Annotated in this window: 26 protein-coding genes and 1 pseudogene; 15 read left to right on the plus strand and 12 right to left on the minus strand. The window is 65.7% G+C overall.

All coding sequences use genetic code 11. The features are described 5' to 3' along the window. The first annotated feature begins 117 nt into the window (after positions 1-117). The 3 genes and pseudogenes from ACOI1H_RS05070 to ACOI1H_RS05080 all read left to right on the plus strand — a co-directional run bounded on the left by ACOI1H_RS05070 (position 118) and on the right by ACOI1H_RS05080 (position 3233). Positions 118-1351, plus strand: a pseudogene (locus ACOI1H_RS05070) (DUF1800 domain-containing protein). A 2-nt stretch (positions 1352-1353) separates the two neighbouring features. Continuing rightward, on the plus strand, positions 1354-2520 hold the full coding sequence (locus ACOI1H_RS05075) for a DUF1501 domain-containing protein (protein ID WP_422435641.1): 1167 nt from the start codon (positions 1354-1356) through the stop codon (positions 2518-2520). Further along, entirely contained in the window at positions 2517-3233 is a 717-nt protein-coding gene (locus ACOI1H_RS05080; protein ID WP_422435642.1) for a GNAT family N-acetyltransferase, read from the plus strand. Before ACOI1H_RS05075 ends, ACOI1H_RS05080 begins: the two co-directional genes overlap by 4 nt. Before the next feature lie 270 nt (positions 3234-3503). On the opposite strand, the gene ACOI1H_RS05085 is transcribed toward ACOI1H_RS05080, so the two are convergent. Further along, on the minus strand, positions 3504-4220 hold the full coding sequence (locus ACOI1H_RS05085) for a response regulator (RefSeq protein WP_422435643.1): 717 nt from the start codon (positions 4218-4220) through the stop codon (positions 3504-3506). 149 nt (positions 4221-4369) lie between these two features. Between ACOI1H_RS05085 and mce the strand changes: the two genes are divergently transcribed. Further along, a complete protein-coding gene (mce, locus tag ACOI1H_RS05090; protein ID WP_422435644.1) occupies positions 4370-4774 on the plus strand; it encodes a methylmalonyl-CoA epimerase in 405 nt (134 codons plus the stop codon). 107 nt (positions 4775-4881) lie between these two features. Continuing rightward, entirely contained in the window at positions 4882-5175 is a 294-nt protein-coding gene (locus ACOI1H_RS05095) for a DUF1467 family protein (RefSeq protein ID WP_422435645.1), read from the plus strand. Here the strand turns inward: ACOI1H_RS05095 and ACOI1H_RS05100 are convergent. From ACOI1H_RS05100 to ACOI1H_RS05115, 4 genes are all read right to left on the minus strand, one after another. Continuing rightward, on the minus strand, positions 5108-5851 hold the full coding sequence (locus ACOI1H_RS05100; RefSeq protein WP_422435646.1) for an EI24 domain-containing protein: 744 nt from the start codon (positions 5849-5851) through the stop codon (positions 5108-5110). The two genes, ACOI1H_RS05095 and ACOI1H_RS05100, sit on opposite strands and share 68 nt — an antisense overlap. Beyond that, the gene (locus tag ACOI1H_RS05105; protein WP_422435647.1) at positions 5848-6426 is read right to left on the minus strand and encodes a nitroreductase family protein; all 579 of its coding nucleotides are present in this window, start codon (positions 6424-6426) and stop codon (positions 5848-5850) included. Before ACOI1H_RS05105 ends, ACOI1H_RS05100 begins: the two co-directional genes overlap by 4 nt. A 61-nt stretch (positions 6427-6487) precedes the next feature. Then, positions 6488-6865, minus strand: a complete 378-nt coding sequence (locus ACOI1H_RS05110) for a GFA family protein (RefSeq protein ID WP_422435648.1) — start codon at positions 6863-6865, stop codon at positions 6488-6490. Further along, positions 6862-7962: a class II histone deacetylase gene (locus tag ACOI1H_RS05115; RefSeq protein WP_422435649.1), complete on the minus strand. Its 1101-nt coding sequence runs from the start codon at positions 7960-7962 to the stop codon at positions 6862-6864. Before ACOI1H_RS05115 ends, ACOI1H_RS05110 begins: the two co-directional genes overlap by 4 nt. 66 nt (positions 7963-8028) lie before the next feature. Here ACOI1H_RS05115 and ACOI1H_RS05120 point away from each other — a divergent pair, with 66 nt between their 5' ends. Continuing rightward, positions 8029-8307 carry a DUF167 domain-containing protein gene (locus ACOI1H_RS05120; protein WP_422435650.1) on the plus strand — a complete coding sequence of 93 codons (279 nt, stop codon included), beginning with the start codon at positions 8029-8031 and terminating at the stop codon, positions 8305-8307. Here the strand turns inward: ACOI1H_RS05120 and ACOI1H_RS05125 are convergent. Continuing rightward, entirely contained in the window at positions 8304-8543 is a 240-nt protein-coding gene (locus ACOI1H_RS05125; protein WP_422435651.1) for a hypothetical protein, read from the minus strand. The two genes, ACOI1H_RS05120 and ACOI1H_RS05125, sit on opposite strands and share 4 nt — an antisense overlap. A gap of 145 nt (positions 8544-8688) precedes the next feature. On the opposite strand from ACOI1H_RS05125, the gene ACOI1H_RS05130 reads away from it, so the two are divergent. Continuing rightward, a complete protein-coding gene (locus ACOI1H_RS05130; protein WP_422435652.1) occupies positions 8689-9432 on the plus strand; it encodes a M48 family metalloprotease in 744 nt (247 codons plus the stop codon). Here the strand turns inward: ACOI1H_RS05130 and trhA are convergent. Continuing rightward, positions 9429-10079: a PAQR family membrane homeostasis protein TrhA gene (gene trhA / locus ACOI1H_RS05135; protein ID WP_422435653.1), complete on the minus strand. Its 651-nt coding sequence runs from the start codon at positions 10077-10079 to the stop codon at positions 9429-9431. The genes ACOI1H_RS05130 and trhA overlap by 4 nt on opposite strands. A 126-nt stretch (positions 10080-10205) precedes the next feature. Here trhA and ACOI1H_RS05140 point away from each other — a divergent pair, with 126 nt between their 5' ends. From ACOI1H_RS05140 to ACOI1H_RS05150, 3 genes are read left to right on the plus strand one after another with little or no spacing between them, the layout of a single operon-like run. Further along, the gene (locus ACOI1H_RS05140) at positions 10206-10403 is read left to right on the plus strand and encodes a hypothetical protein (RefSeq protein ID WP_422435654.1); all 198 of its coding nucleotides are present in this window, start codon (positions 10206-10208) and stop codon (positions 10401-10403) included. Next, positions 10358-10747, plus strand: a complete 390-nt coding sequence (locus ACOI1H_RS05145; RefSeq protein ID WP_422435655.1) for a tetratricopeptide repeat protein — start codon at positions 10358-10360, stop codon at positions 10745-10747. Before ACOI1H_RS05140 ends, ACOI1H_RS05145 begins: the two co-directional genes overlap by 46 nt. 39 nt (positions 10748-10786) lie before the next feature. Continuing rightward, positions 10787-11134 carry a YigZ family protein gene (locus ACOI1H_RS05150; protein ID WP_422435656.1) on the plus strand — a complete coding sequence of 116 codons (348 nt, stop codon included), beginning with the start codon at positions 10787-10789 and terminating at the stop codon, positions 11132-11134. A 43-nt stretch (positions 11135-11177) separates the two neighbouring features. On the opposite strand, the gene ACOI1H_RS05155 is transcribed toward ACOI1H_RS05150, so the two are convergent. Together ACOI1H_RS05155 and rimO are read right to left on the minus strand one after the other, a co-directional pair. Continuing rightward, a complete protein-coding gene (locus ACOI1H_RS05155; RefSeq protein WP_422435658.1) occupies positions 11178-11390 on the minus strand; it encodes a DUF3892 domain-containing protein in 213 nt (70 codons plus the stop codon). Between the two features lie 603 nt (positions 11391-11993). Continuing rightward, the gene (rimO, locus tag ACOI1H_RS05160) at positions 11994-13400 is read right to left on the minus strand and encodes a 30S ribosomal protein S12 methylthiotransferase RimO (RefSeq protein ID WP_422435659.1); all 1407 of its coding nucleotides are present in this window, start codon (positions 13398-13400) and stop codon (positions 11994-11996) included. Between the two features lie 129 nt (positions 13401-13529). Here rimO and ACOI1H_RS05165 point away from each other — a divergent pair, with 129 nt between their 5' ends. After that, positions 13530-14630 (plus strand): endonuclease/exonuclease/phosphatase family protein, encoded by a 1101-nt coding sequence (locus ACOI1H_RS05165; RefSeq protein WP_422435660.1) that lies wholly within the window; start codon positions 13530-13532, stop codon positions 14628-14630. Here the strand turns inward: ACOI1H_RS05165 and ACOI1H_RS05170 are convergent. Then, complete coding sequence (locus tag ACOI1H_RS05170; protein WP_422435662.1) at positions 14627-15400, minus strand: SDR family NAD(P)-dependent oxidoreductase; 774 nt, start codon at positions 15398-15400, stop codon at positions 14627-14629. The two genes, ACOI1H_RS05165 and ACOI1H_RS05170, sit on opposite strands and share 4 nt — an antisense overlap. 3 nt (positions 15401-15403) lie before the next feature. Then, positions 15404-15991 (minus strand): TetR/AcrR family transcriptional regulator, encoded by a 588-nt coding sequence (locus ACOI1H_RS05175; protein ID WP_422435663.1) that lies wholly within the window; start codon positions 15989-15991, stop codon positions 15404-15406. A gap of 84 nt (positions 15992-16075) precedes the next feature. Between ACOI1H_RS05175 and ACOI1H_RS05180 the strand changes: the two genes are divergently transcribed. Both ACOI1H_RS05180 and ACOI1H_RS05185 read left to right on the plus strand, forming a co-directional pair. Then, positions 16076-16513 (plus strand): abscisic acid-deficient protein Aba4 family protein, encoded by a 438-nt coding sequence (locus ACOI1H_RS05180; RefSeq protein ID WP_422435664.1) that lies wholly within the window; start codon positions 16076-16078, stop codon positions 16511-16513. Then, positions 16510-17160: a hypothetical protein gene (locus ACOI1H_RS05185; protein WP_422435665.1), complete on the plus strand. Its 651-nt coding sequence runs from the start codon at positions 16510-16512 to the stop codon at positions 17158-17160. The genes ACOI1H_RS05180 and ACOI1H_RS05185 overlap by 4 nt, the downstream gene beginning before the upstream one ends. On the opposite strand, the gene ACOI1H_RS05190 is transcribed toward ACOI1H_RS05185, so the two are convergent. Further along, complete coding sequence (locus tag ACOI1H_RS05190; protein ID WP_422435667.1) at positions 17157-17759, minus strand: GcrA family cell cycle regulator; 603 nt, start codon at positions 17757-17759, stop codon at positions 17157-17159. The genes ACOI1H_RS05185 and ACOI1H_RS05190 overlap by 4 nt on opposite strands. 121 nt (positions 17760-17880) lie before the next feature. On the opposite strand from ACOI1H_RS05190, the gene ACOI1H_RS05195 reads away from it, so the two are divergent. Together ACOI1H_RS05195 and ACOI1H_RS05200 are read left to right on the plus strand one after the other, a co-directional pair. Further along, complete coding sequence (locus tag ACOI1H_RS05195) at positions 17881-18714, plus strand: ABC transporter permease (RefSeq protein WP_422435669.1); 834 nt, start codon at positions 17881-17883, stop codon at positions 18712-18714. 184 nt (positions 18715-18898) lie between these two features. Further along, positions 18899-20080, plus strand: a complete 1182-nt coding sequence (locus tag ACOI1H_RS05200) for an aspartate aminotransferase family protein (protein WP_422435670.1) — start codon at positions 18899-18901, stop codon at positions 20078-20080. Positions 20081-20084: the final 4 nt, after the last annotated feature.

Below are 20084 nucleotides of genomic sequence, written 5' to 3' on the forward strand. Positions count from 1 at the left end.
GCGACCCGTTTCGGCACCGGCCTGTCGCCGGTGATCGAACCAATCCTGGACACCGCCGAGATGATGGCGCGGCTGGGCGGGCCAGACATCGCGGCAGAGCGGCTGCCCATCGCAGGCATGGCGGCGACCAGCCCCGCGCTGCTTCATATCGTGCAGACGAACAGGGCGCGCCGCGAATCGCGCGGGACCGCACTGGAAGACGCGACACAGCAGGCAGTGCGCCAGAACAATCAGGATCAGGCGGCGGTGATCCGGTTCAACGCCCTGTCAACGCTGGCCCGCGCGGTGACCGCACAGGACGGCCTGCGCGAACGCCTGACCGCCTTCTGGGCCGACCATTTCACCGTCATCGGCCGCGCTGGGCCGCACCGTCACCTTGTGACGCCCTTCGTGTCCGACGCCATCCGACCGCATGTGGCAGGGCGGTTCGCGGACATGCTGCGGGCGGTCGTCACGCATCCGATGATGCTGCTCTACCTCGAACAGTCGCGGTCCCTGGGGCCTGCGTCGCCGCAGGGATTGCGCACCGGGCGCGGCCTGAACGAAAATCTGGCGCGCGAGTTGCTGGAGCTTCATCTGGTGGGCGTCGACGGCGGCTACACCCAGGCGGATGTCACCGAGATGGCGGAGCTTCTGACCGGCCTGACCTATGCGCCGACCCTCGGCGTGACCTACAATGCGCGACAGGCCGAGCCGGGTGCAGAAGTGGTCATGGGCCGTCGCTACGGTGCCGAGGCGTCGCTGGACACGGTCGAGGCCGCACTTGACGATCTGGCGCGGCGTCCGGAAACCGCGGCCCATGTCGCGCAAGCTGGCGGTGCATTTCGTGTCGGATACGCCGGACCCGGACCTGATCGCGTCCCTGACGCGCAGCTTTCTGGACAGCGGCTGCGACCTGCTGGCGTTGACCGGCACCCTGCTGGACCATCCCGCCGCCTGGGGACCTGTCCGGGCGAAGGTGCGACAGCCGCACCAGTTCATCGCGTCGTCGCTGCGGGCGCTCGGCGTGCGTGCGGACCGGATCATGGCTTTGACGCAAAAGGATTTCGACCGTCATGTGGGCAGACCGCTGACCTTGATGGGGCAACCTTGGGAGCGCCCCGGCGGCCCCGATGGCTGGCCGGAAGACCCCGCCGCCTGGATCACGCCGCAGGGTCTTGCCGCGCGGATCACCTGGGCGATGTCCAGCCCTGCGGCCTTTGTGGACATGCTGCCCGACCCGCGCCGCTTTGTGGCCACGGCCATCGGGCCCGTAGTGCCGCCGGAATTGAGCTTTGCCGCCGATGCGGCAGAGAATGTGGCCGAGGGGATCGGGCTGATCCTGTCGTCGCCTGCGTTCCAGAGGATATGATCATGGATCGACGCCGCTTCCTGCTGGGTGGAGCCGCGCTGGGGTGTTCCCTTGCCGCCAGTCCGCTCATCACGCCCATCGCGCTGGCCGCTGGCCCTTGGGACAATCGGCTGGTCGTCATCGTCCTGCGCGGCGCGATGGACGGGCTTGACGCCGTGCGCCCCCTCGGCGATCCGGACTATGCCGCACTGCGCCCGACGCTGGATGCGGGCGACGCCTTGCCATTGGGTGACTTCTGGGGTCTGCATCCTGGATTAGCGGCCTTGATGCCACTGTGGCAGGCGGGACAGCTGGGGGCGATGCATGCCGTCTCGACCCCCTACCGCGACGGGCGCAGCCACTTCGACGGGCAGGACGTGCTGGAGGCGGGGACGCTGGACATCGACGGCGCCACCGGCGGCTGGCTGAACCGGATGATGACCGTCGTGCCCGGCATGACCGCGCAGACCGCCTATGCCATCGGTCAGGACCGCATGGCCATCCTGCAGGGGCCGGCACCGCATCTGCAATGGTCGCCGGAGTCCCGGTTCGATCTGTCGCCGCAGGCGCGCCGCCTGCCGGAACTGACACTGCACGACGATCCGATGTTCCGCGATGCTGCCTTGCAGGCTGTCGGGATTGCCGATCAGTTGTCGTTGGACACCGCATCAGGCATGGCGAAGGCCACCGGCCCGGGGTCCTACGTCGAGCTTGCCCGTTTTGCTGCCTCGCGCCTGCGCGAGGACACGCGCATCGCCAGCTTTTCGGTCAATGGCTGGGACACGCACCTCAACCAGACCGGCAGCCTGACCCGCGCGCTGGGTCGCCTGTCCGAGACGATTCTGGCGCTGCGCGACGGGCTGGGGCCGGTCTGGGACAGGACTGCCGTGCTGTGCCTGACGGAATTCGGCCGCACCGCGCGCGAAAACGGCACCAAGGGGACAGACCACGGCACCGGCGGCGCGATGATCTACGCGGGCGGCGCGCTGCGCGGCGGTCGGATCGTCGGGCGCTGGCCGGGGCTGTCAGAGGCCGATCTTTACGACCGACGCGACCTGATGCCTACGGGCGACGTGCGCGCCGCGGCAGGGTGGGTGATGCGCGGGCTGTTCGGGCTTGATGCGGCGCAGGTGCGCGACATCGTGTTTCCGGGGCTCGATCTGGGTGCGCAACCGGAGTTCTTGCTGTGACCGCTGCCGACAGACCCCTTGGCGCGCCGCTGCCCGATTTCATGCCGCCACCGCATCCGCGTGGCGTGACGCTGTCCGGCCACTACGGCTGGTTACGCCCGCTGCGCACCGCCGACGATGCCGGACCACTGTTCGCCCACTTCAAGGACAGCCCCTGGGTCTTCGACTATCTGGGTGAGGCACCGCCAGCGGATGTCGAGACCCTTCAATCGCTGTTGGCCGCTTGGGCCGCCCGCGCGGACTGCGAGATATTCGCCATCGGAGCCGCGGGCAGCATAGACCCGCTGGGCTATGCCTGCCTGATGAGCGTGGTTCCTGCTGCCGGCGACATCGAGATTGGCAACGTCAACCTGTCCCCCACGTTGCAACGTACACCGCTTGCGACGCAGGCCTTTGGCCTGATGCTGGCATGGGCCTTCGAGGTCGGTTATCGCCGGGTCGTGTGGAAGTGCAATGCGCTGAACGCGCCCTCGCGTCGGGCGGCACAGCGGCTTGGATTCAGCTATGAGGGGGTGTTTCGCAATCACCTGATCGTCAAGGGCCGCAACCGGGACACCGCCTGGTTCGCCATGACCGACTCAGATTGGCTGGTCACCGGCCCTGCCTATGCAGCTTGGCTTGACCCTCGGAACTTTGACGACCAAGGGCTGCAACGTACCGCGCTTGGCACCTTGACCGCGCCACATCTGGTGAACCGCGATCCAACCCTGTGACCGTGTGGCGGCATCCGTGCCGCGAGCATTGGCATGTCGATTGGGAACTTGACCGTTGGTCTGTGTGGCGGCTGTGTCGATCTGAACGCAGGCCCGTCATGCCTTGCATTGGGCGACCGGTCGCAGGTCCTTTGGCTTTCACCGTCGAGACGGGCGTGAGCCGAGCCTGTGCGCCCCATCGGGCCGACGTCCGCAAGCCCGCGCAGTGTCGGAAGACCAGGCCAGGCTGCGGCGATCGGTTCAATTCCTTGGTGCGATCTGCATCAGACCCTAGAAGCCAGAGGCAGAGGCGAGTCGGGTCTGCACCATTTCGGTCAGGTCGTGCAGCCCGTCGGGTGCGGCGAGACCGGCCTTGCGCTGCGCAATCAGACGCCGGACGACGTCCTGCATGTCGCGGTCGCGCGCGCTGGTGGCGACACCTGACAGAAACTGTGTGACGTAGTCCAATGTTTGCGGGCTTTCGTCGTGCCGCAGGACATCGACCACATGCGAAAGATCGTCGCGATAGGCCAGCATGTCCGGCTGCACCTGTTCCTGCGGCAGCAGGCGCGGACCCTGCGGTTGGCGATCGGGGGGCAGATGCATCAGGATCGCAGCCTGGAACTGCGCCAGGCTGGCGATCGGCTTGGCGATGAAGCCGTCCGCACCGGCAGCGATCACCTCGTCCTCGGTCACGGAATCGCCCGAGGTTCCAAGGATGACGTCGATCCGGGGCAGACCCTGCGACAGCGACCGGATCAGCGCCAGGCCGGACCCGTCCGGCAGGCCCACGTCCACGATCACGACCGTCGGACGATAGACGGACAGATGTTTGCGGGCGCTGGCCAGACTGTCTGCCCGCCTGATCCGCGCGCCCGACCGAAGGCACAGCATGCGCACCGCCTCGCACGCGAAACGGCTGTCTTCCACCACCAGCACGGTCAGTCCCAACAGCGGGCGCTGTGCTGTGGGCGGGCGCGTCGTCATGAAATCGTCGATCTTATCCATCGTCTCGGTTCCCCAGCGCGTTTCGGTCGCTGCCAGATCACCACTTCGACGTAAAGACCCGGTTAACGAACCTGCGACCAGATGCCGTCATTGGCATTTCCGTCGCGACGCGCCATAAGACCGCTGGGCCTAACGGGCGAGGGACTGCCATGATCGGACGCTTGAACCATGTCGCCATCGCGGTGCCGGACCTTGACGCCGCCGCCGCGCAGTATCGCGGTGCGCTGGGGGCCGATGTCGGCCCGGCGCTTGACCAGCCCGACCACGGCGTCACCGTGATCTTCATCACCTTGCCGAATACCAAGATCGAACTGCTATACCCGCTGGGCGACGCGTCACCCATCGCGAAGTTTCTGGAAAAGAACCCGGCCGGCGGCATTCATCACATCTGCTACGAGGTGGCGGACCTGATCGCCGCACGGGATCGCTTGACGGCCTCTGGCGCGCGTGTGCTGGGCGACGGCACGCCCAAGATCGGGGCGCACGGCAAGCCCGTGCTGTTCCTGCACCCCAAGGATTTCAACGGCACGCTGGTCGAGCTGGAAGAGGTCTGAGGTCGACCCCGTTCCGGGGCCGATGCCTCTGGCGGGGATATTTTGAACCAGAAGAAGACCGGACGCCCGGTCGGTGCAGGCGCGGTCCTGCGGAAAGAGGTGCCTTGATGGGAATTACATCGGCCATCGTGATGTTCGCCGTGATCTGGTGGATGATCTTTTTCATCGTGCTGCCCCTGCAGATGGTCAGCCAGGGCGATGACGGCGCGGTCGTGCCCGGCACCCACAAGTCGGCCCCCGCCAATGCACAGATCGGGCGTAAGGCAAAGATCACGACGGTCTGGGCGGTGGGCGTCTGGATCGTCTTCGCCACGATCATCCTGTCCGGGGTGATCAGCGTGCGCGATCTGGACTGGTTCGGCCGGATGGATAACGCGCAACCCGCGCGCCCGGGCCAGTAAGCCGGTGATAGAGATGCGTGAATGTCGCTGCCCCCAGGATCGGCACGAAGAGGTTGAGTAGGGGGATCGACAGCGGCAGGGCCATCAGGATGCCTGCGACCCAGATCGCCGCACGGTGGCGGCGACCGAGGCTGCGCGCCCCGGCACGCCCTTCGCGGCGCATGGCGGCGACCTGAAAATACTCCCGTCCCAGCAGGAAGCCGTTCATCGTGTAGAAGATCAGCGGCGCTGCGGGCGGGAACAGCAGGTAAAGCGCGATTGCGACAAGGTTCGCCACCAGCATCAGCCCGAGAAACGCGAAGGTATCGCGCAACCCGTCCCAGAAGGACGTGCGCGGCACCGGGGGCAGGGCGGGGTAATGGCGCGCCTCGACCGCGTCGGCCACGTCGTCCAGGAAGAACGACGTGATGGCCGAGGCGACCGGGATCATCAGGAACACCGACAAGAGCAGCATCAGCCCCAGCGACCCCCAACCCAGCAGATCGCCGATCCACGTGACCTGACCGATCCATGGCAGGGTTACCGGCTCTGAAGCCGCAGCATCGATCAGCCAGAGCAGCGCGGCATAGGCCGCGACCAGCAGGGCGAGCGTTCCGCCGATGCCCAGCCACAACACCCGGCGAAAGCGCGGATCGGGCAGTTGCGCCAGCGCCTTGAGGAAATCGCCGAGGATCACAGCCCGCTCCAGTCGGTGATCGCGTCGATGTCCGGGCGGGGCCGGTCGGGCGGCGTTGCGCCGCCGGTGCCGATGTGAACGATGCCTGCGACGGTTTCATGGGCGGCCAGCCCGAACTGGTCGCGGATGAAGTCGCGGTCGTGGCTGAACCAGCCCGATACCCAGGCCGCGCCGAACCCGCTGGCCTGCGCCGCGTTCACAAGACCGAGACACACGCCGCCTGCCGCATAGGTCTGCTCGATCTTCGGAACCTTGTCCGACTCCTTGGGACTGCTGACGACGACCACGGCCAGGGCCGCGTCGGCATAGGTCATCACCGGCTTGTCGATCTTGTCCTGCGGGATGCCGATGCGGGTGCCGGCAGCGGGCAGGTTGTCCGCGATGGATTGCAGCGCATCGCGGGTCAGGACGATGAAGCGCCAGGGTTCCAGCTTGCCATGATCGGGGCTGCGCGACGCGGCGGTCAGGATCGTATGCAGCTGTGCGCGGTCGGGCACGGGGGCCTTCAACGCCTGCGCCGGGTAGGATCGGCGGGTCAGCAGGAAATCGAAGGCGGCCTGATCGGGGTGCGGCATGGGACGTATCCTAATTCCAGTTGCATCCCAGATAGGCGCGGGCCACGCAGGGGGCAACGCATCACCGCGCGTTCTGCGGCAATCCACCGGCGATGTCGTAGTAATCGCCCTTCTGGGCCACGAAGATGTGCAGCGCAAGTCGTGTGTCGGTGGGGCCATCGAAGGCGCCCATCGCCACGGCGGTCGTGTCGCCCTGCAAGTGGTCCCAGAACAGGAACGACCTGCAGGTGCCGCAGAACCCGCGTCGTGCCTTGTCCGAGGACGCGAACCACGCGGGCGTCCCCGTGACCGTCAGTGCCGTGCGGTCCACATCGACAGAGGCCCAATAATGTCCCGACTGCTTGCGGCACTGGACGCAGTGGCAGGCATTGGGGGCGGGCAGCGGACCTTCGACGGAAAAGCTGATCGCGCCGCAGAGGCAGGCACCGGCGTGGGTCACAGGGCGTCCTCCATGTCCTTGATCCAACCCTCCAGAAAGACGGCAAAGCGGCCGTCGGGCTGGCGGGCGGCAAAGACCTCTGCAAAGGGGTCGGGGGCGGTGACGGCGCTGCCCGACAGTTCCTCCAGCACCGCATGGCCGCAGAAGGGGACATAGGTTTCCGAATAGCCCCCCTCGTGGACCAGCAGCAGCCTGCCTCCGCAGACCTCCTCGGCCAGCGCCATGACGCGCCGCGTCATCTGGCGGAACGTGTCCGCCGTCGCCAGCATCCGCCCCAGCGGGTCGTTCGCGGCGGCGTCATAGCCGCAGGCGACGACGATCACATCGGGGGCAAAGGCACGGATCGCGGGCAGGGCGAGGCGGTCCATCGCCGCCAGATACCCGTCATGCCCGGTGCCGGGCGGCAGGGGGATGTTCAGGTTGAAGCCCGCGCCGGCACCATGCCCGCGATCGGCAAAAGCGCCGGTGTCCATCGGGTAATTCCGGTCCTGATGCAGCGACACGGTCAGCACATCGGGGTCGTCGTAAAAGATCGCCTCGGTTCCGTTGCCGTGATGCACGTCCCAGTCCAGGACGGCGATGCGGCGCGCCAGCCCCTCGGCCTGCACCGCCCGGATCGCGATGGCGATGTTGGCCAGCAGGCAGAAACCGTTGGGGAAATCCGGCAGGGCGTGATGTCCCGGCGGGCGCGACAGGGCGTAGGCATTGTGCATCGGGCCCGACAGCACAGCCCGCAAGCCGCCCAAGGCAAGGCCCGCCGACAAGGTTGCGACCTCGTATCCACCGGGACCGAAAGGCGTGCGTCGGCCCAGTTCGCCGCCGGTGCCGTCCGACAGCGCCTTGAAATCGTCGAGGTAGGACGCCGGATGCACCCGCAGCAGGTCCTCACGGCTGGCAGGTGCGGCCGTCATCAGGGCCAGGTCGGCCTCCAGCCCGGTCACGGCGATCAGGTTCTTCAGGCGACGCTTCGTCTCGGGGTTTTCCGGCAGGCCGCCGGTCGCCATCGGCTGCACGAGGCCGCCGACCGGCAGCATCCCCGCGTAATTTCCGCCGCCGTGCCAGAAGCACCGCTCGTCCCAGAAAAATCCCGTGGTCATCGTATCCTCTCCGTTTGGGCGGTATGGTTCCGCGCGCCGATCCCGGATGCAACCCCTGGCTTGCCGATGCGAGACGTTGCGTGCCACATCGCCGCCATGGCCAATCTGTCCCACCTTGCCGCACCCGGCACGATCCTGACCCTGCGCGTCACCCCCAACGCCCGGGTTTCGGTGTTGGAGGTGCGGGACGACGTGATCCACATCCGCGTGACCGTCGTGCCGGAGAAGGGCCGCGCGAACGCTGCGGTCATGGCGGCGCTTTCCAAGGCGCTGGGGGTGCCGAAATCGCGCCTGACCCTGCTGGCCGGCAGCACCGGCCGGGACAAGCGCGTGCGGATCGACTAGTCGCCCGGTTTCGTCAACTGATAGGCCCCTTCCGGCAGGTCCAGCGCCGCGCCCAGGTCGCGCACCTGCGCAAGCGACAGCGTCACGGTCCGCGTCTCGTTCAGGCGCGGATCAAACTGGCTGACGGTCACGCAATCCTCGAAGGCGTTGACGACCACATCCTCTTGCAGATGCGGCCCGCCTTCATCGACAAGCGTGACGACCGTCGCGTCGAAATCGTGTTCGATGGTAAACATGCCCGCAGCCTAGCCCGTCGCGACCCTGTCGAAAAGGGCCGGCGCACTCTCGCGCAATCGTGCGCGATGGGGGCGGGCAGGGGGTGGCGGTTCGGGCGGGGACTGTTAGAATCGCGTGAACAGACCTATCGCCCGAAGGCCCCCCATGATCCGCCCGCTCGTCAGCGCCATCCTTGCCTTTGGCCTTGCGGGGTGTGCCGTTGCCCCGGCGCCCACACCTGTGTCCGTGCCGATTCCCGCACCGGTCATCGTGCCGCCGACCGCCGCCGCCATCGACGATGCCAGTCCCGACGCCCGCATGGCCGTGCGCAGCCTGATCGCCGCCGTCGACGCAATCGAACCGGTGGCAGAGGCGATGTGTCGCGACCGCGCGCCCGACCTCAACTGCGATTTCGCCTTTGCGATGGACACCAACCCGAACGCGCCGCCCAACGCGTTTCAGACCCTCGACGAAACGGGGCGGCCGCTGATCGCCTTTACCGTGTCGCTGCTGGCCGAAACCCGCAATGCGGACGAGGTCGCCTTCGTCCTGTCGCATGAAGCCGCCCACCATATCGAAGGGCATCTGGCCCGCCAGCGTCGCAACGCGACCATCGGGGCAGCGATCATGGGGCAACTTGTCGGCCTGTCCAACGACCCGGACGCCGGTCGCCGTGCAGCCGAATTCGGTGCCGCCATCGGCGCGCGCACCTACTCCAAGGAGTTCGAGCTGGAGGCCGATGCCCTTGGCACCGTGATCGCGGCGCGCGCAGGTTACAACCCGCTGCGCGGTGCGGCATTCTTTGCGCGCATCCCCGATCCCGGAAACAGCTTTCTGGGCACGCATCCGGCCAATGCGGAACGCCTGCGCCGGGTGCAGCAGGTGGCGGCCGGCATCGGCTTTCGCTAGGCCAGCGTCGCGGCGCCCATGACGATGCCCGAAAAGAAGCAGATCGAGGCGGCCAGCACGAAACCGTGCCAGATCGCGTTCGAGAACTTGAGCGTCTCCCAGCTGAAGAACACCACGCCGAGCGTGTAAAGGCCGCCGCCCAAAGCGAGCAACACCAGTGCCGGCGTCGGCACGATCGCGGCGATGGGCGGCATCAACAGCACCGCCAGCCAGCCCATCACCAGATACAGTGCCGGGCCGAAGCGCCCCGGTTCGCGCCAGAAGAACAGCTTGCGCGTCATGCCCCAGGCCGCCATCGCCCAGACCAGCGCCAGCACGCCATAGGCAAACCCGGTGCCGATCATCACCGCCAGCGGCGTGAACGTCCCCGCGATCTTGAGGTAGATCGCCGCATGATCGACCCGCCGCAGGGTGGGGCGCAGCCGGGTCCAGGGTGTCATGTGATAGAACGCCGACGCCGTGAAGGTCGCGATCAGCGCCGCACCGTAGACCGTCAGCGCCACGGCGTGTTCGCCCGGCATCCGGCCGACCGACCAGACCACCAGCCCCACGGCACCGATCAGCGCAAAGGCCACACCAGCGGCGTGCAGCGTGCCGTCCGCGATCCGCTCGGACCGGGCATAGTCGGGGTAGGCATCGAGGGGCAAATGTCTCATATTATGGTAGGTAGGGCCGATAGGCCCGTGTCCACCCGTGACCTTCCGTCACAGCGGCATGAAACCGGCGTGCCGCGACCGACGTGCATCCTGCGTGACCTTGATAGGAGATGTCCCATGCGCCGCGCCGTCCTTGTCCTGACCCTTGCCACTGGCCTTGCCCCCGGATTTGCCTTCGCCGCCGGGTCGGCCGATCCCGCCCCGCCGAAACCCACCGCCACGACGCAGGTCTGCGCCGAAGGGCTGGTCTTCGACCTCGCCACGAAGAAATGCATGACGCCAGAGAGTCGACCAACGACGACTCAGCCCGCCTGAACGACGTGCGCGAACTGGCATACGACGGCCGCCATGCCGACGCCCTGCGCGTGCTGAAGACGATCGAGGACCAGTCCGACGACATGGTCCTTACCTACTACGGCTTTGTCACTCGCAAGGCGGGCGACATGGCCGACGGCATGGCGTTCTATGCGGCGGCCCTTGCCGTGAACCCCGACAACCTGCTGACGCGGTCCTACCGGGGGCAGGCCTTGGTGGAACAGGGGCAGGTGGACCTCGCCCTTGCCGAACTGACGCAGATCCGCATGCGCGGCGGTTGCGGTACCTGGGCCGAGACGTCGCTGGCCTCTGCCATCGCGACGGGCGAGACCTACAGCCACTAGACCCTTGCAGCAGGCCCCGTCCTGCCGCATCACGCGGCCATGAAGATCATCGCCCACGCCCTGACCGACCGCGGGTCGCGCTATGCCGTGAGTGGCGGTCCGGTCGCGTCGGTGGAAGAGGCGAAAGCCTTCGTCAAGACCCTGTGCCGCAACAAGAAATTCGCCAAGGCGACGCATAACACCTGGGCCGTCCTGCTGGAATCTGGCCCCGTCAAGAATGACGACGGCGAGGCCGGTGCCGGTGCCGTCATCCTGCGCATGCTGGAACGCGAAGGCCTGACCGGCCACATCATCGTCGTCACCCGCTGGTTCGGCGGCGTGCATCTGGGCGGTGACCGGTTCAGGCGGGTGCAGGACGCGGTGCGGGTTTATTTGGGGGAGGATTGAAGCGACAGGTGGTACAGACGGGCCGTTTGGCCCGCCTGTGATGTCAACGTCCTCTGTTTACATTGTCACGTTTGGATCTGTCAGGATTGTCACGTGCATATTCCCTATCGCCAATCTTGACCACATGAGTGCCCGCATGTTCACCCCGCTTCACTTCCGCCACAACCTTGCGGCGTGGAACGTCTTTCCGATTGCCGATGTCGTAGTGTTCATTTCGGCCGTTCGGGCCGTCGTTCTTGCCAATGATCCTGCTCATTTTTGCCCCTCCCATTTCTGCGGCTCAACGTCGGGAAACCGGCGGCCCTGAAGGACCTCCGATACCCGGCCTTGATTAATCGCACCAAGTGCAGCGGAAATTTGCGCTTGGTTCATCGGAGTATGCTCCCAGAGCCACTTGATCTGGGCCGCAATTTGTGCAGTCAAACGGGGAGACTTAGTCATGTTTGGCATTGGAACCTCCAAGTTGCCGAAACGGCAGCCATTGAAATCCGAACGCAAATGCCGTATAGATTCCTTGTCACGGGAGGACACTGCATTCGAAGCGGCCACAGGGCTGCCACAAGGCTGTGACCTCGGAAATGCGGGGTTGCGAAAGCGGCCCCGCTTTTTCGTGTTTCCTGATCATAGAGCTAGCACAAGACTGGCTAACTACGCAAGCGTCGTGGTGATTGATATGAAGTATGCCTACTGCCGTAATGTTCCTAATTATTAGGCGTGTCAACCGCTCTGGCTAAAAATCCGCCAAAATATTTCGTGATCAATTTGCTTCGTGCACAAGATTATGTGCGCCAGCCGACTCATAGGGCTAGCGATTGATTCGGGTTTTTCTGGCCGCTTTTACTAACCTCAACTTTTCAAATTACGACTGGAGCCTGCCCCACAAATCATACTCCCCCGCTTCCTCAACCTCGACCTGCACCACATCCCCGACCGACAGCCCCTCGGCCCCCTCGTCGATGAACAAATTCCCGTCGATCTCGGGGGCGTCGGCCCAGGTCCGGCAGGTCGCGACGCCGTCGGCGTCGATGTCGTCGACGATGACCTCCAGCACGCGGCCGACTTTCGCTTCCAGCTTGGCGGCAGAGATCGCCTGCGCCTTGGCCATGAAGCGGTCCCAGCGGTCCTGCTTGACCTCCGCCGCCACATGGTCGGGCAGGGCGTTGGACCGCGCGCCGGCGACGTTCTCGTATTGAAAGCAGCCGACGCGGTCGAGTTGCGCCGCGTCCAGCCAGTCGAGGAGGTGCTGGAATTCCGCCTCCGTCTCTCCCGGATAGCCCACGATGAAGGTCGACCGCAGGGTGATGTCGGGGCAGATGTCGCGCCAGGCGGCAATCTCCTCCAGCGTCTTCGACCCCGCCGCAGGCCGTGCCATGCGCCGCAGCACGTCCGGGTGTGAATGCTGGAACGGAATGTCGAGGTAAGGCAGCACGCCCGACGCAGGGTCCGCCATCAGCGGGATCAGGTCGCGCACATGCGGGTAGGGATAGACGTAGTGCAGCCGCACCCAAGCCCCGAGTTGCCCCAGTTCGCGCGCGAGGTCCGTGATATGGCTGCGCACCTCGCCACCCTTCCAGGGGTTCAGGTCATACCTGCGATCCAGCCCATAGGCCGAGGTGTCCTGAGAGATCACCAGCAGTTCGCGCACGCCCGCATCGACCAGCTTTTCCGCCTCGCGCAGGACGGCGTGGGCGGGACGGGACGCCAGCTTGCCGCGCATGTCGGGGATGATGCAGAACTTGCACTTGTGGTTGCAACCCTCTGAAATCTTGACATAACTGTAGTGTCGCGGCGTCAGGCTGACGCCACGCGCGGGCAGCAGGTCGATGAACGGATCGGGGCTGGGCGGCACCGCCAGATGCACCGCGTCCAGCACCTGTTCGTATTGCTGCGGGCCGGTGACGGCGAGGATGCGGGGGTGATGCTCGCGGATGTAGTCCGGCTCTGCCCCCAGGCAGCCGGTCACGATCACGCGGCCGTTTTCCTGCAACGCCTCGCCGATGGCATCGAGGCTTTCGGCCTTGGCACTGTCGAGGAACCCGCAGGTGTTCACGATCACCGCCACTGCCCCGGCGTAGTCGGCGCTGATCGCATAGCCTTCGGCCCGCAGGCGGGTCAGGATGCGTTCGCTGTCCACCAGCGCCTTGGGACAGCCAAGACTGACCATGCCGATGGTCGGCTGGCCTGGCCTGGCAGAGTCGGGACGGGCGGTTTGCGTGACGCGGGCACGGGCGAGGTCGGGGCGCACTTCGGGCGGGTTCTGGGTCATGGGCCCTTCTATCCCGACCCCGCCTGCGCCGAAAGGGGCCAAGGATCACATAAAGGGCTTGCCGTCCGGACCGAAACGCCCTTCCGTGCGTTCAACTGTCACAGGACTGGATCAAGGACGACGCACCGCATGACGACAATTCTACAGATCCTCATGTGGCTGCTTGTCGTTGTCGTGGTGCTTTTCACTCTCATTCCCTTTTCGCGCATGGCGCACGGCATGGTGCGCGGGGCGGATTTTCCACGCCAGCAGGTGCTGTTTCTTGCGGTTCTGCTGGGCGGGATCGTGGCATGGTCCCGGCCCGAGGCCTGGGTCTGGATCGTCGCGGCGATGGCGGCCTGCGCCGTGGTGCAGGCCATCTTCATCGGGCGCTACCTGCCGTTCTGGCACAAGCAATCGCTGAACCCGCGCCCGCATGAGGATGTGTCGGAGGATCGCACGATCTCGCTCCTGGCGGCGAACGTGAAGAAGTCGAACCGTGACTACCTGCTGTTGATCGACCTCGCCCGTCGGGTCAAGCCTGACATCCTGATGGCGCTCGAAGTCGATGACGCGTGGGTCGAGGCGATTGATGAGCTGTCCGACATCTTTCCGCATCAGCAGTTGCGACCGCTGGAAACCGGCTATGGCATGGCTGTCTACAGCCGCAAGCCGCTGCAGGATGCCGAGTTCCGCGAGAAGATCGTCGAAGGCGTGCCGTCCCTGCGGGCGCGTGTGCCACTGGCCGACGGGCTGGCGTTCCGGCTTTACGTCGTCCACCCCGAACCGCCGGTGCCGGATCAGGATACCGAAGGGCGCGACGCGGAATTGTCCGCCATTGCGATCGAGGCGCGGGACGATCCCTTGCCGACCGTTGTGTCCGGCGACCTGAACGATGTCGCATGGTCGATCACGACCCGCCGCTTTCAAGAGGTGTCGGGCCTGCTCGACCCACGCGTCGGTCGCGGCTTTTACAACACATTCAGCGCCACGATGCCCTGGATGCGCTGGCCGCTGGACCACCTGTTCCACGATGCGCAGTTCCGCCTGCTGGACATGCGTCGCGAGGCGCATATCGGGTCGGATCACTTTCCAATGTATTTCAAGCTGTTGCTGACCCCGGTTGAAGCGGCGGAGACGCGCCCGGATGAGGCGACGCCGGACGAGATGGAAGAGGTCGAAGACATGATCGACCGCGAGAAGAAGTCAGACCGCGAGGCGATCGGGTCGGACTGGGAAGACGAGGACTAGGCCTTCGTCTGCAATTTCCGTACGACGCGCATCATCACGCGGTGTGGCAGCAGCGGGGCAAGCCAGTTCAGCACGAAGCCCAGCACCCCTTCATTGATGACGTGAAGCCGCCCGGCCGTCATCTGTTCATAGCCGAATTTCGCGACGCTGGCAGGCGTGCGGCCGCCGCCTTTCACCAGTCCGGTGCCGCGCAGGTCGGCGGTGTCGGCGAATTCAGTCTCGACATAGCCGGGGGCGAGGACGGTGACGGTCACGCCACTGTCCCGCAACTCCTCGGCCAGGGCGAGGGAATAGCTGCGCACGAAGGCCTTGGTGGCAAAGTAGATCGCCTGCAAAGGGCCGGGCATCATGCCGGCCGTCGATCCGACGTTCAGGATGCGCCCGGATCCGCGCCGCGCCATGGCACCGCCGATGTCATGGCAAAGCGTCACCAGCGCCTTCACGTTCAAGTCGATCATCGCCAGTTCCCGGTCCAGCGGGCGGTCAACATGCAGCCCCTGGCCGCCGAACCCGGCGTTGTTGATCAGCACGTCGATCGGCTCTGCGCGCACAGCATCGCAGAGGCGTGTCACGGCCGCGCTGTCGGTCAGGTCGGCGGCGATGACCCGGACGCTGACGCCATGCCCGGTCTCCAGCTCTGACTTGAGCGCATCCAGTTCGTCCTGCCGTCGAGCGACGATGATCAGGTCACCGCCGCGCAGGGCGTGGATGCGGGCGAACTCGCGACCGATGCCGGACGATGCACCGGTGATCAGGGCCAGTCTGGGCATAGTTTACTCCTTTTCATCATCGTATCGGAACTGCGGCATGACCTGCAGCACGTCGAATTGAGGCGACAGAAGCCCCGCGATCTGCAGCTCTGCGAACCCGTGGACGATTGACCACAGCAGCGCCTCTGTCCGGCCCTGCCGGTCCGGACCATCGGCACCGGGCCAGTGCAGGCCGGTGCTGATCCGTTGCAGGATCGCGAAGCTGGCCTGTCCGGCGGCCTGCAGGTCGGGGTCCGACTTGTCGCACAAAGTAGGCGAGAACATAAGCGCGTAAAGGTGCGGATGCGCGCGGGCGAAACCGACATATCCGCGGGCGGCGGCGTTCAGCGCATCCCGGCGGTTGCCGTCGGGGGGCAACCCCGCCGCCATGTGGGCAGCATGCCGGTGAAAGCCTTCGGTGGCGATGGCAGTCAGCAGGCCCTGCCTGGCACCGAAGTGATTGCGCGGGGCCGTATGGCTGACGCCGACACGTGCGGCCAGCGTCCTCAGGCTCAGGGCCTCCGGTCCCTGTTCCTCCAGCAATGCAATACCCTCGGCGATCAATGCAGCGCGCAGGTTGCCATGGTGATAGGTGGCGTCCTTCCTCGTCATATTGCCATCGTAAACATTCTGCTGGACGCGGCAAGGCGAATCGGGGCATGATGTTACCAGTGGTAATTTCGACGGAAGTCCGTGATGTCGCCCGAAACCCTGTTTTCTATTGCCAGCACGCTTGTCCTGCCCGGCTGGGCGATCCTCGTGCTGGCTCCGCGCCGCTCGCCTGCACTGAACGCGGTCCCTGCGATGATCCTGCCAATGGTCCTGTCGGCGGGATACGCCGCGCTGGTCATGCAGCATTTCGCCGGGGCAGGGGGCGGTTTCGGCAGCCTTGCCGCGGTCCGCGCGCTGATGGCCAATGACGGAATGTTGCTGGCGGGTTGGGTGCATTACTTCGCCTTCGATCTGATCGCCGGGTCGCTGGCGGCCGCGGCGATGGACCGCGCCGGGGTCTCTCGCCTGATCCAGGCCCCGATCCTGATCGCGACCTTCCTGCTGGGTCCGCTGGGCTGGCTGACCGCCATGCTCGTCAGTGGCGGTTTGCAGGCCACCAGCCAAACAAGGAGAGCCGTATGACGAGTCTCGCCCTCCCGCCCCGGCGCGGGGATTTTTCCACGCTCACGGTGCTATCGGTTGCCGTGACCCTGCTGTTTTCCCTTGGCGCCCTGACCGATCCGCGGATGCTGGACGGCGTCGCGGTATGGGAAAAGCCGCTGCATTTCGCACTGTCCTTCCTGCTGTTCTTTGGCACGTTAGCGCTGGTCGTGCCGCGGCTGTCGCCGGTGTGGCGCAACGGATGGCTTTTGCGCATCACGACCGTCGCCATCACCGCATCGTTCCTGTTCGAAATGGTCTACATCAGCTTGCAAGCCGGTCTGGTCGAGCGGTCGCACTTCAACGTGGGCGATCCGTTTCATGCGCTGCCGCTGACGCTGATCGTCGCGGGTTATCTCAGCAGCCACGGCAGCCACCACGTCGGACAACCTCTTCCGGGCGGTGCCGTCGTCCCGGTCATGGGCTGGTCGTTGACGACGGGCGATCTGCGCCCGGCGCATTTCGTCTCGATCCACGCGATGCAGGCGCTGCCGCTGCTGGGTTTCTGGCTCGACCGGCGCAATATGCAGGACCGCCGCATCCTGTGGGGTGCTGCGGTCCTGTGGTCGGTGCTGTGCCTGGCGCTCTTCGCTCAGGCCCTGTGGGGCGTGCCGCTCATCGCGTTTTAGCGACGACGATCCCGGCGCGAGGACATCGGCTGGAAAGCAACGCCGACATGCGCCTCGCAATAGGGTTTGCCTTGCTGGCTTGGCAGTCCGCAGAACCAGAAGTCCGGCGTCGCCGGATCGCCGACAGGCCATTTGCAGGTCTTTTCGGTCAGTTCCATCAAGCCGATCTTCTTGGCGGTCTTCTCGACTTCGTTCACTTTGGCCAGGGCCTCGGGCGAAATCTCGTTCGCAGAGGGCTGGGGCGGCAGGGGTTGCCCGGCGGGAATGATCGCGCGGCGCGCGGCGCTGATCGGAATGCCGTTCTCGTCCAGTTCTTCGATCACCTCGGCGTCGGGGTCTGGCCTCGGCGCGCGCTGCGGAGTCGCGGACTCCGTGCGCATCTGCGGCCGCTCCTCGACCACAGGTTCTAGGGTTGCGGCCACAGGCTCTGCCGTTTCGGTCGCCGGCGCACCGGCACGGTTCGACAGGCCCAGCCGGTGGACCTTGCCGATCACGGCGTTGCGGGTGACGCCACCCAGTTCCTTGGCGATCTGGCTCGCCGACTGGCCTTCGCCCCACATCCGCTTGAGCGTCTCGACACGTTCATCTGTCCAGGACATTTGGCTTCCTTCGCTTGCGCCCCGGTCACGAAGGGGCCTTGTCTAATCCGTTGATCCTCTATTCTAAGCACTGGGGCGGTGGAAGTGAAGGACCGCCCGGCCAAAGAAAAGGAAAGACGCCATGACCGACCGTACGGCCACAGCCGCCGCAACCGCCCCGAGTTCGGCGATGGGCGTCCGCCGTTTCGGCCGCGTGAACTGGGAAGGGACCAAGACCCTGTCCCTGCGCGAGGTCCGCCGCTTCATGAATGTCTGGTCCCAGACCGTCATGGCTCCGCTGATCAACGCGGGGCTGTTGCTGATGATCTTCACGATCGCCATCGGCCCGCAGCGCGGCGACGTGATGGGTGTGCCGTTCATGACGTTCCTGGCTCCCGGCATCCTGATCATGACGGTGATCCAGAACGCCTTTGCCAACACCTCGTCCTCGCTCGCCTCGGCCAAGGTCGGCGGCAACATCGTCGATACGCTGATGCCGCCGCTGTCGGCGGCCGAGCTCTTGTTCGGCTACCTCTTCGGGGCCGTGGCACGGGGCCTGATCGTCGCCGCCGTGATCGCTGCCGGGTCCTGGGTCTTTCTTGGGGTGCCGATCCAGAATGTCCTCTGGGTGCTGACCTTCGTCACGCTGGGGTCGATGTTCATGGGCGGGCTGGGCATGATAGCGGGGATATTCGCCAACAAGTTCGACCAGTTGTCCGCGATCTCGAACTTTCTCGTCACACCGTTGTCGTTCCTGTCCGGCACCTTCTACAGCATCGACGCCCTGCCAGAGGCGCTGCGCATCGCGTCCCATGCCAATCCGTTCTTCTACATCATCGACGGCGTGCGTTTCGGCATGATCGGCGTCTCCGACAGCTCTCCGTGGCTGGGACTCGCTGTGGTCATGGCCGCCAATGCGGTGGTTCTGACGATCGTCTGGCGCTGGCTGGACCGGGGGTATCGGCTCAAGGCTTGACCCCTTTCCCCGGGTCACGAAACCGGCTATGTGAGGGGCATGAACGTTTGTGCCCCCTTTGCGATCCGACGCCGACGCTGACCCGCGTCCGTCGCTGCACGCCGTTTCCTTTCCCAAAATCGTTGACCCGACCGCCCCCAGCGGGCATCAATCGGGCTTCACGTTTGCCACAAGGGCCTTTGCCATGATCCCGACCATCCTGCCGACCTACAACCGTGCGCCGATGGCGTTCGCAAAGGGCGAGGGGGCCTGGCTGACAACGACGGACGGTCGCCGTTTTCTGGATTTCGGCGCGGGTATCGCCGTCAACAGTCTGGGTCATGCGAATCCCGCGCTGATCAAGGCGCTGACGGATCAGGCGCATGACGTCTGGCATGTGTCCAACCTTTACCAGATTCCGGTCCAGCAGGCGCTGGCCGACAAGCTGGTGGAACACACCTTCGCCGACACGGTGTTCTTCACCAACTCCGGCACCGAGGCCTGCGAACTGGCGGTCAAGATGGCGCGCAAGCACTTCTACGACGCAGGCCAGCCGGATCGCACCGACATCATCACCTTTTCGGGAAGCTTTCACGGCCGGTCTTCGGCCGGGATCGCCGCCGCCGGGTCCGAGAAGATGACCAAGGGCTTCGGCCCGCTGCTGCCCGGTTTCGTGCATCTGCCGTTTGGCGACCACGAGGCCCTGACCGCCGCCGCCGCATCCCCGACCGTCTGCGCCATCCTGATCGAACCTGTGCAAGGCGAGGGTGGCATCCGGCCCGTGCCCGATCAGTGCCTGAAGGGTCTGCGCGATCTGGCGGACGAACACGGCCTGCTGCTGATCTTCGACGAGGTGCAGTGCGGCGTCGGGCGGACCGGCAAGCTGTTCGCCCACGAATGGGCGGGCATCACGCCAGATATCATGATGGTCGCCAAGGGGATTGGCGGCGGCTTCCCCCTGGGTGCCGTGCTGGCCACGGAAGCGGCAGCCGACGGCATGACCGCCGGCACCCACGGATCGACATACGGCGGCAACCCGTTGGGCTGCGCGGTGGGCAACGCCGTCATGGACATCATCGCCGACCCCGCCTTTCTGGCCGAGGTCAATCGCAAGGCGGGCCTGCTGCGGCAGAAACTCGAAGGTTTGGTTGCGGCCCACCCGGAGGTCTTTACCGGCGTGCGCGGGTCCGGCCTGATGCTGGGCCTGATGTGCAAGGCCACGAACACCGACATCGTCAAGGCGGGTTATGACGCGGGCATCCTGACCGTGCCAGCCGCGGACAATGTCATTCGCTTGCTGCCGCCTCTCAATCTGACCGATGCCGACATCGCCACCGCCACCGATCTACTAGACAAGGCGGCCGGGCAGGTTTCCTCCGATGGGTAGCTAC

It is taken from the genome of Loktanella sp. DJP18, assembly GCF_049310965.1.
Classification (GTDB): Bacteria; Pseudomonadota; Alphaproteobacteria; order Rhodobacterales; family Rhodobacteraceae; genus Loktanella.

Excerpts from the sequence above, each read along its gene's own strand:
- ACOI1H_RS05155 (WP_422435658.1), bottom strand. The coding sequence starts at position 11,390 with ATGAGCAGGATCATTGGCAAGAACGACGGCCCGAACGGCCGAAATGAA.
- rimO (WP_422435659.1), bottom strand. The coding sequence starts at position 13,400 with ATGACCCAGAACCCGCCCGAAGTGCGCCCCGACCTCGCCCGTGCCCGC.
- ACOI1H_RS05075 (WP_422435641.1), top strand. The coding sequence starts at position 1,354 with ATGGATCGACGCCGCTTCCTGCTGGGTGGAGCCGCGCTGGGGTGTTCC.
- ACOI1H_RS05085 (WP_422435643.1), bottom strand. The coding sequence starts at position 4,220 with ATGGATAAGATCGACGATTTCATGACGACGCGCCCGCCCACAGCACAG.
- mce (WP_422435644.1), top strand. The coding sequence starts at position 4,370 with ATGATCGGACGCTTGAACCATGTCGCCATCGCGGTGCCGGACCTTGAC.
- ACOI1H_RS05170 (WP_422435662.1), bottom strand. The coding sequence starts at position 15,400 with ATGCCCAGACTGGCCCTGATCACCGGTGCATCGTCCGGCATCGGTCGC.
- ACOI1H_RS05175 (WP_422435663.1), bottom strand. The coding sequence starts at position 15,991 with ATGACGAGGAAGGACGCCACCTATCACCATGGCAACCTGCGCGCTGCA.
- ACOI1H_RS05190 (WP_422435667.1), bottom strand. The coding sequence starts at position 17,759 with ATGTCCTGGACAGATGAACGTGTCGAGACGCTCAAGCGGATGTGGGGC.
- ACOI1H_RS05145 (WP_422435655.1), top strand. The coding sequence starts at position 10,358 with ATGCATGACGCCAGAGAGTCGACCAACGACGACTCAGCCCGCCTGAAC.
- ACOI1H_RS05140 (WP_422435654.1), top strand. The coding sequence starts at position 10,206 with ATGCGCCGCGCCGTCCTTGTCCTGACCCTTGCCACTGGCCTTGCCCCC.
- ACOI1H_RS05095 (WP_422435645.1), top strand. The coding sequence starts at position 4,882 with ATGGGAATTACATCGGCCATCGTGATGTTCGCCGTGATCTGGTGGATG.
- ACOI1H_RS05185 (WP_422435665.1), top strand. The coding sequence starts at position 16,510 with ATGACGAGTCTCGCCCTCCCGCCCCGGCGCGGGGATTTTTCCACGCTC.
- ACOI1H_RS05165 (WP_422435660.1), top strand. The coding sequence starts at position 13,530 with ATGACGACAATTCTACAGATCCTCATGTGGCTGCTTGTCGTTGTCGTG.
- ACOI1H_RS05180 (WP_422435664.1), top strand. The coding sequence starts at position 16,076 with ATGTCGCCCGAAACCCTGTTTTCTATTGCCAGCACGCTTGTCCTGCCC.
- ACOI1H_RS05150 (WP_422435656.1), top strand. The coding sequence starts at position 10,787 with ATGAAGATCATCGCCCACGCCCTGACCGACCGCGGGTCGCGCTATGCC.
- ACOI1H_RS05105 (WP_422435647.1), bottom strand. The coding sequence starts at position 6,426 with ATGCCGCACCCCGATCAGGCCGCCTTCGATTTCCTGCTGACCCGCCGA.
- ACOI1H_RS05125 (WP_422435651.1), bottom strand. The coding sequence starts at position 8,543 with ATGTTTACCATCGAACACGATTTCGACGCGACGGTCGTCACGCTTGTC.
- ACOI1H_RS05115 (WP_422435649.1), bottom strand. The coding sequence starts at position 7,962 with ATGACCACGGGATTTTTCTGGGACGAGCGGTGCTTCTGGCACGGCGGC.
- ACOI1H_RS05130 (WP_422435652.1), top strand. The coding sequence starts at position 8,689 with ATGATCCGCCCGCTCGTCAGCGCCATCCTTGCCTTTGGCCTTGCGGGG.
- ACOI1H_RS05195 (WP_422435669.1), top strand. The coding sequence starts at position 17,881 with ATGACCGACCGTACGGCCACAGCCGCCGCAACCGCCCCGAGTTCGGCG.
- ACOI1H_RS05200 (WP_422435670.1), top strand. The coding sequence starts at position 18,899 with ATGATCCCGACCATCCTGCCGACCTACAACCGTGCGCCGATGGCGTTC.
- ACOI1H_RS05120 (WP_422435650.1), top strand. The coding sequence starts at position 8,029 with ATGCGAGACGTTGCGTGCCACATCGCCGCCATGGCCAATCTGTCCCAC.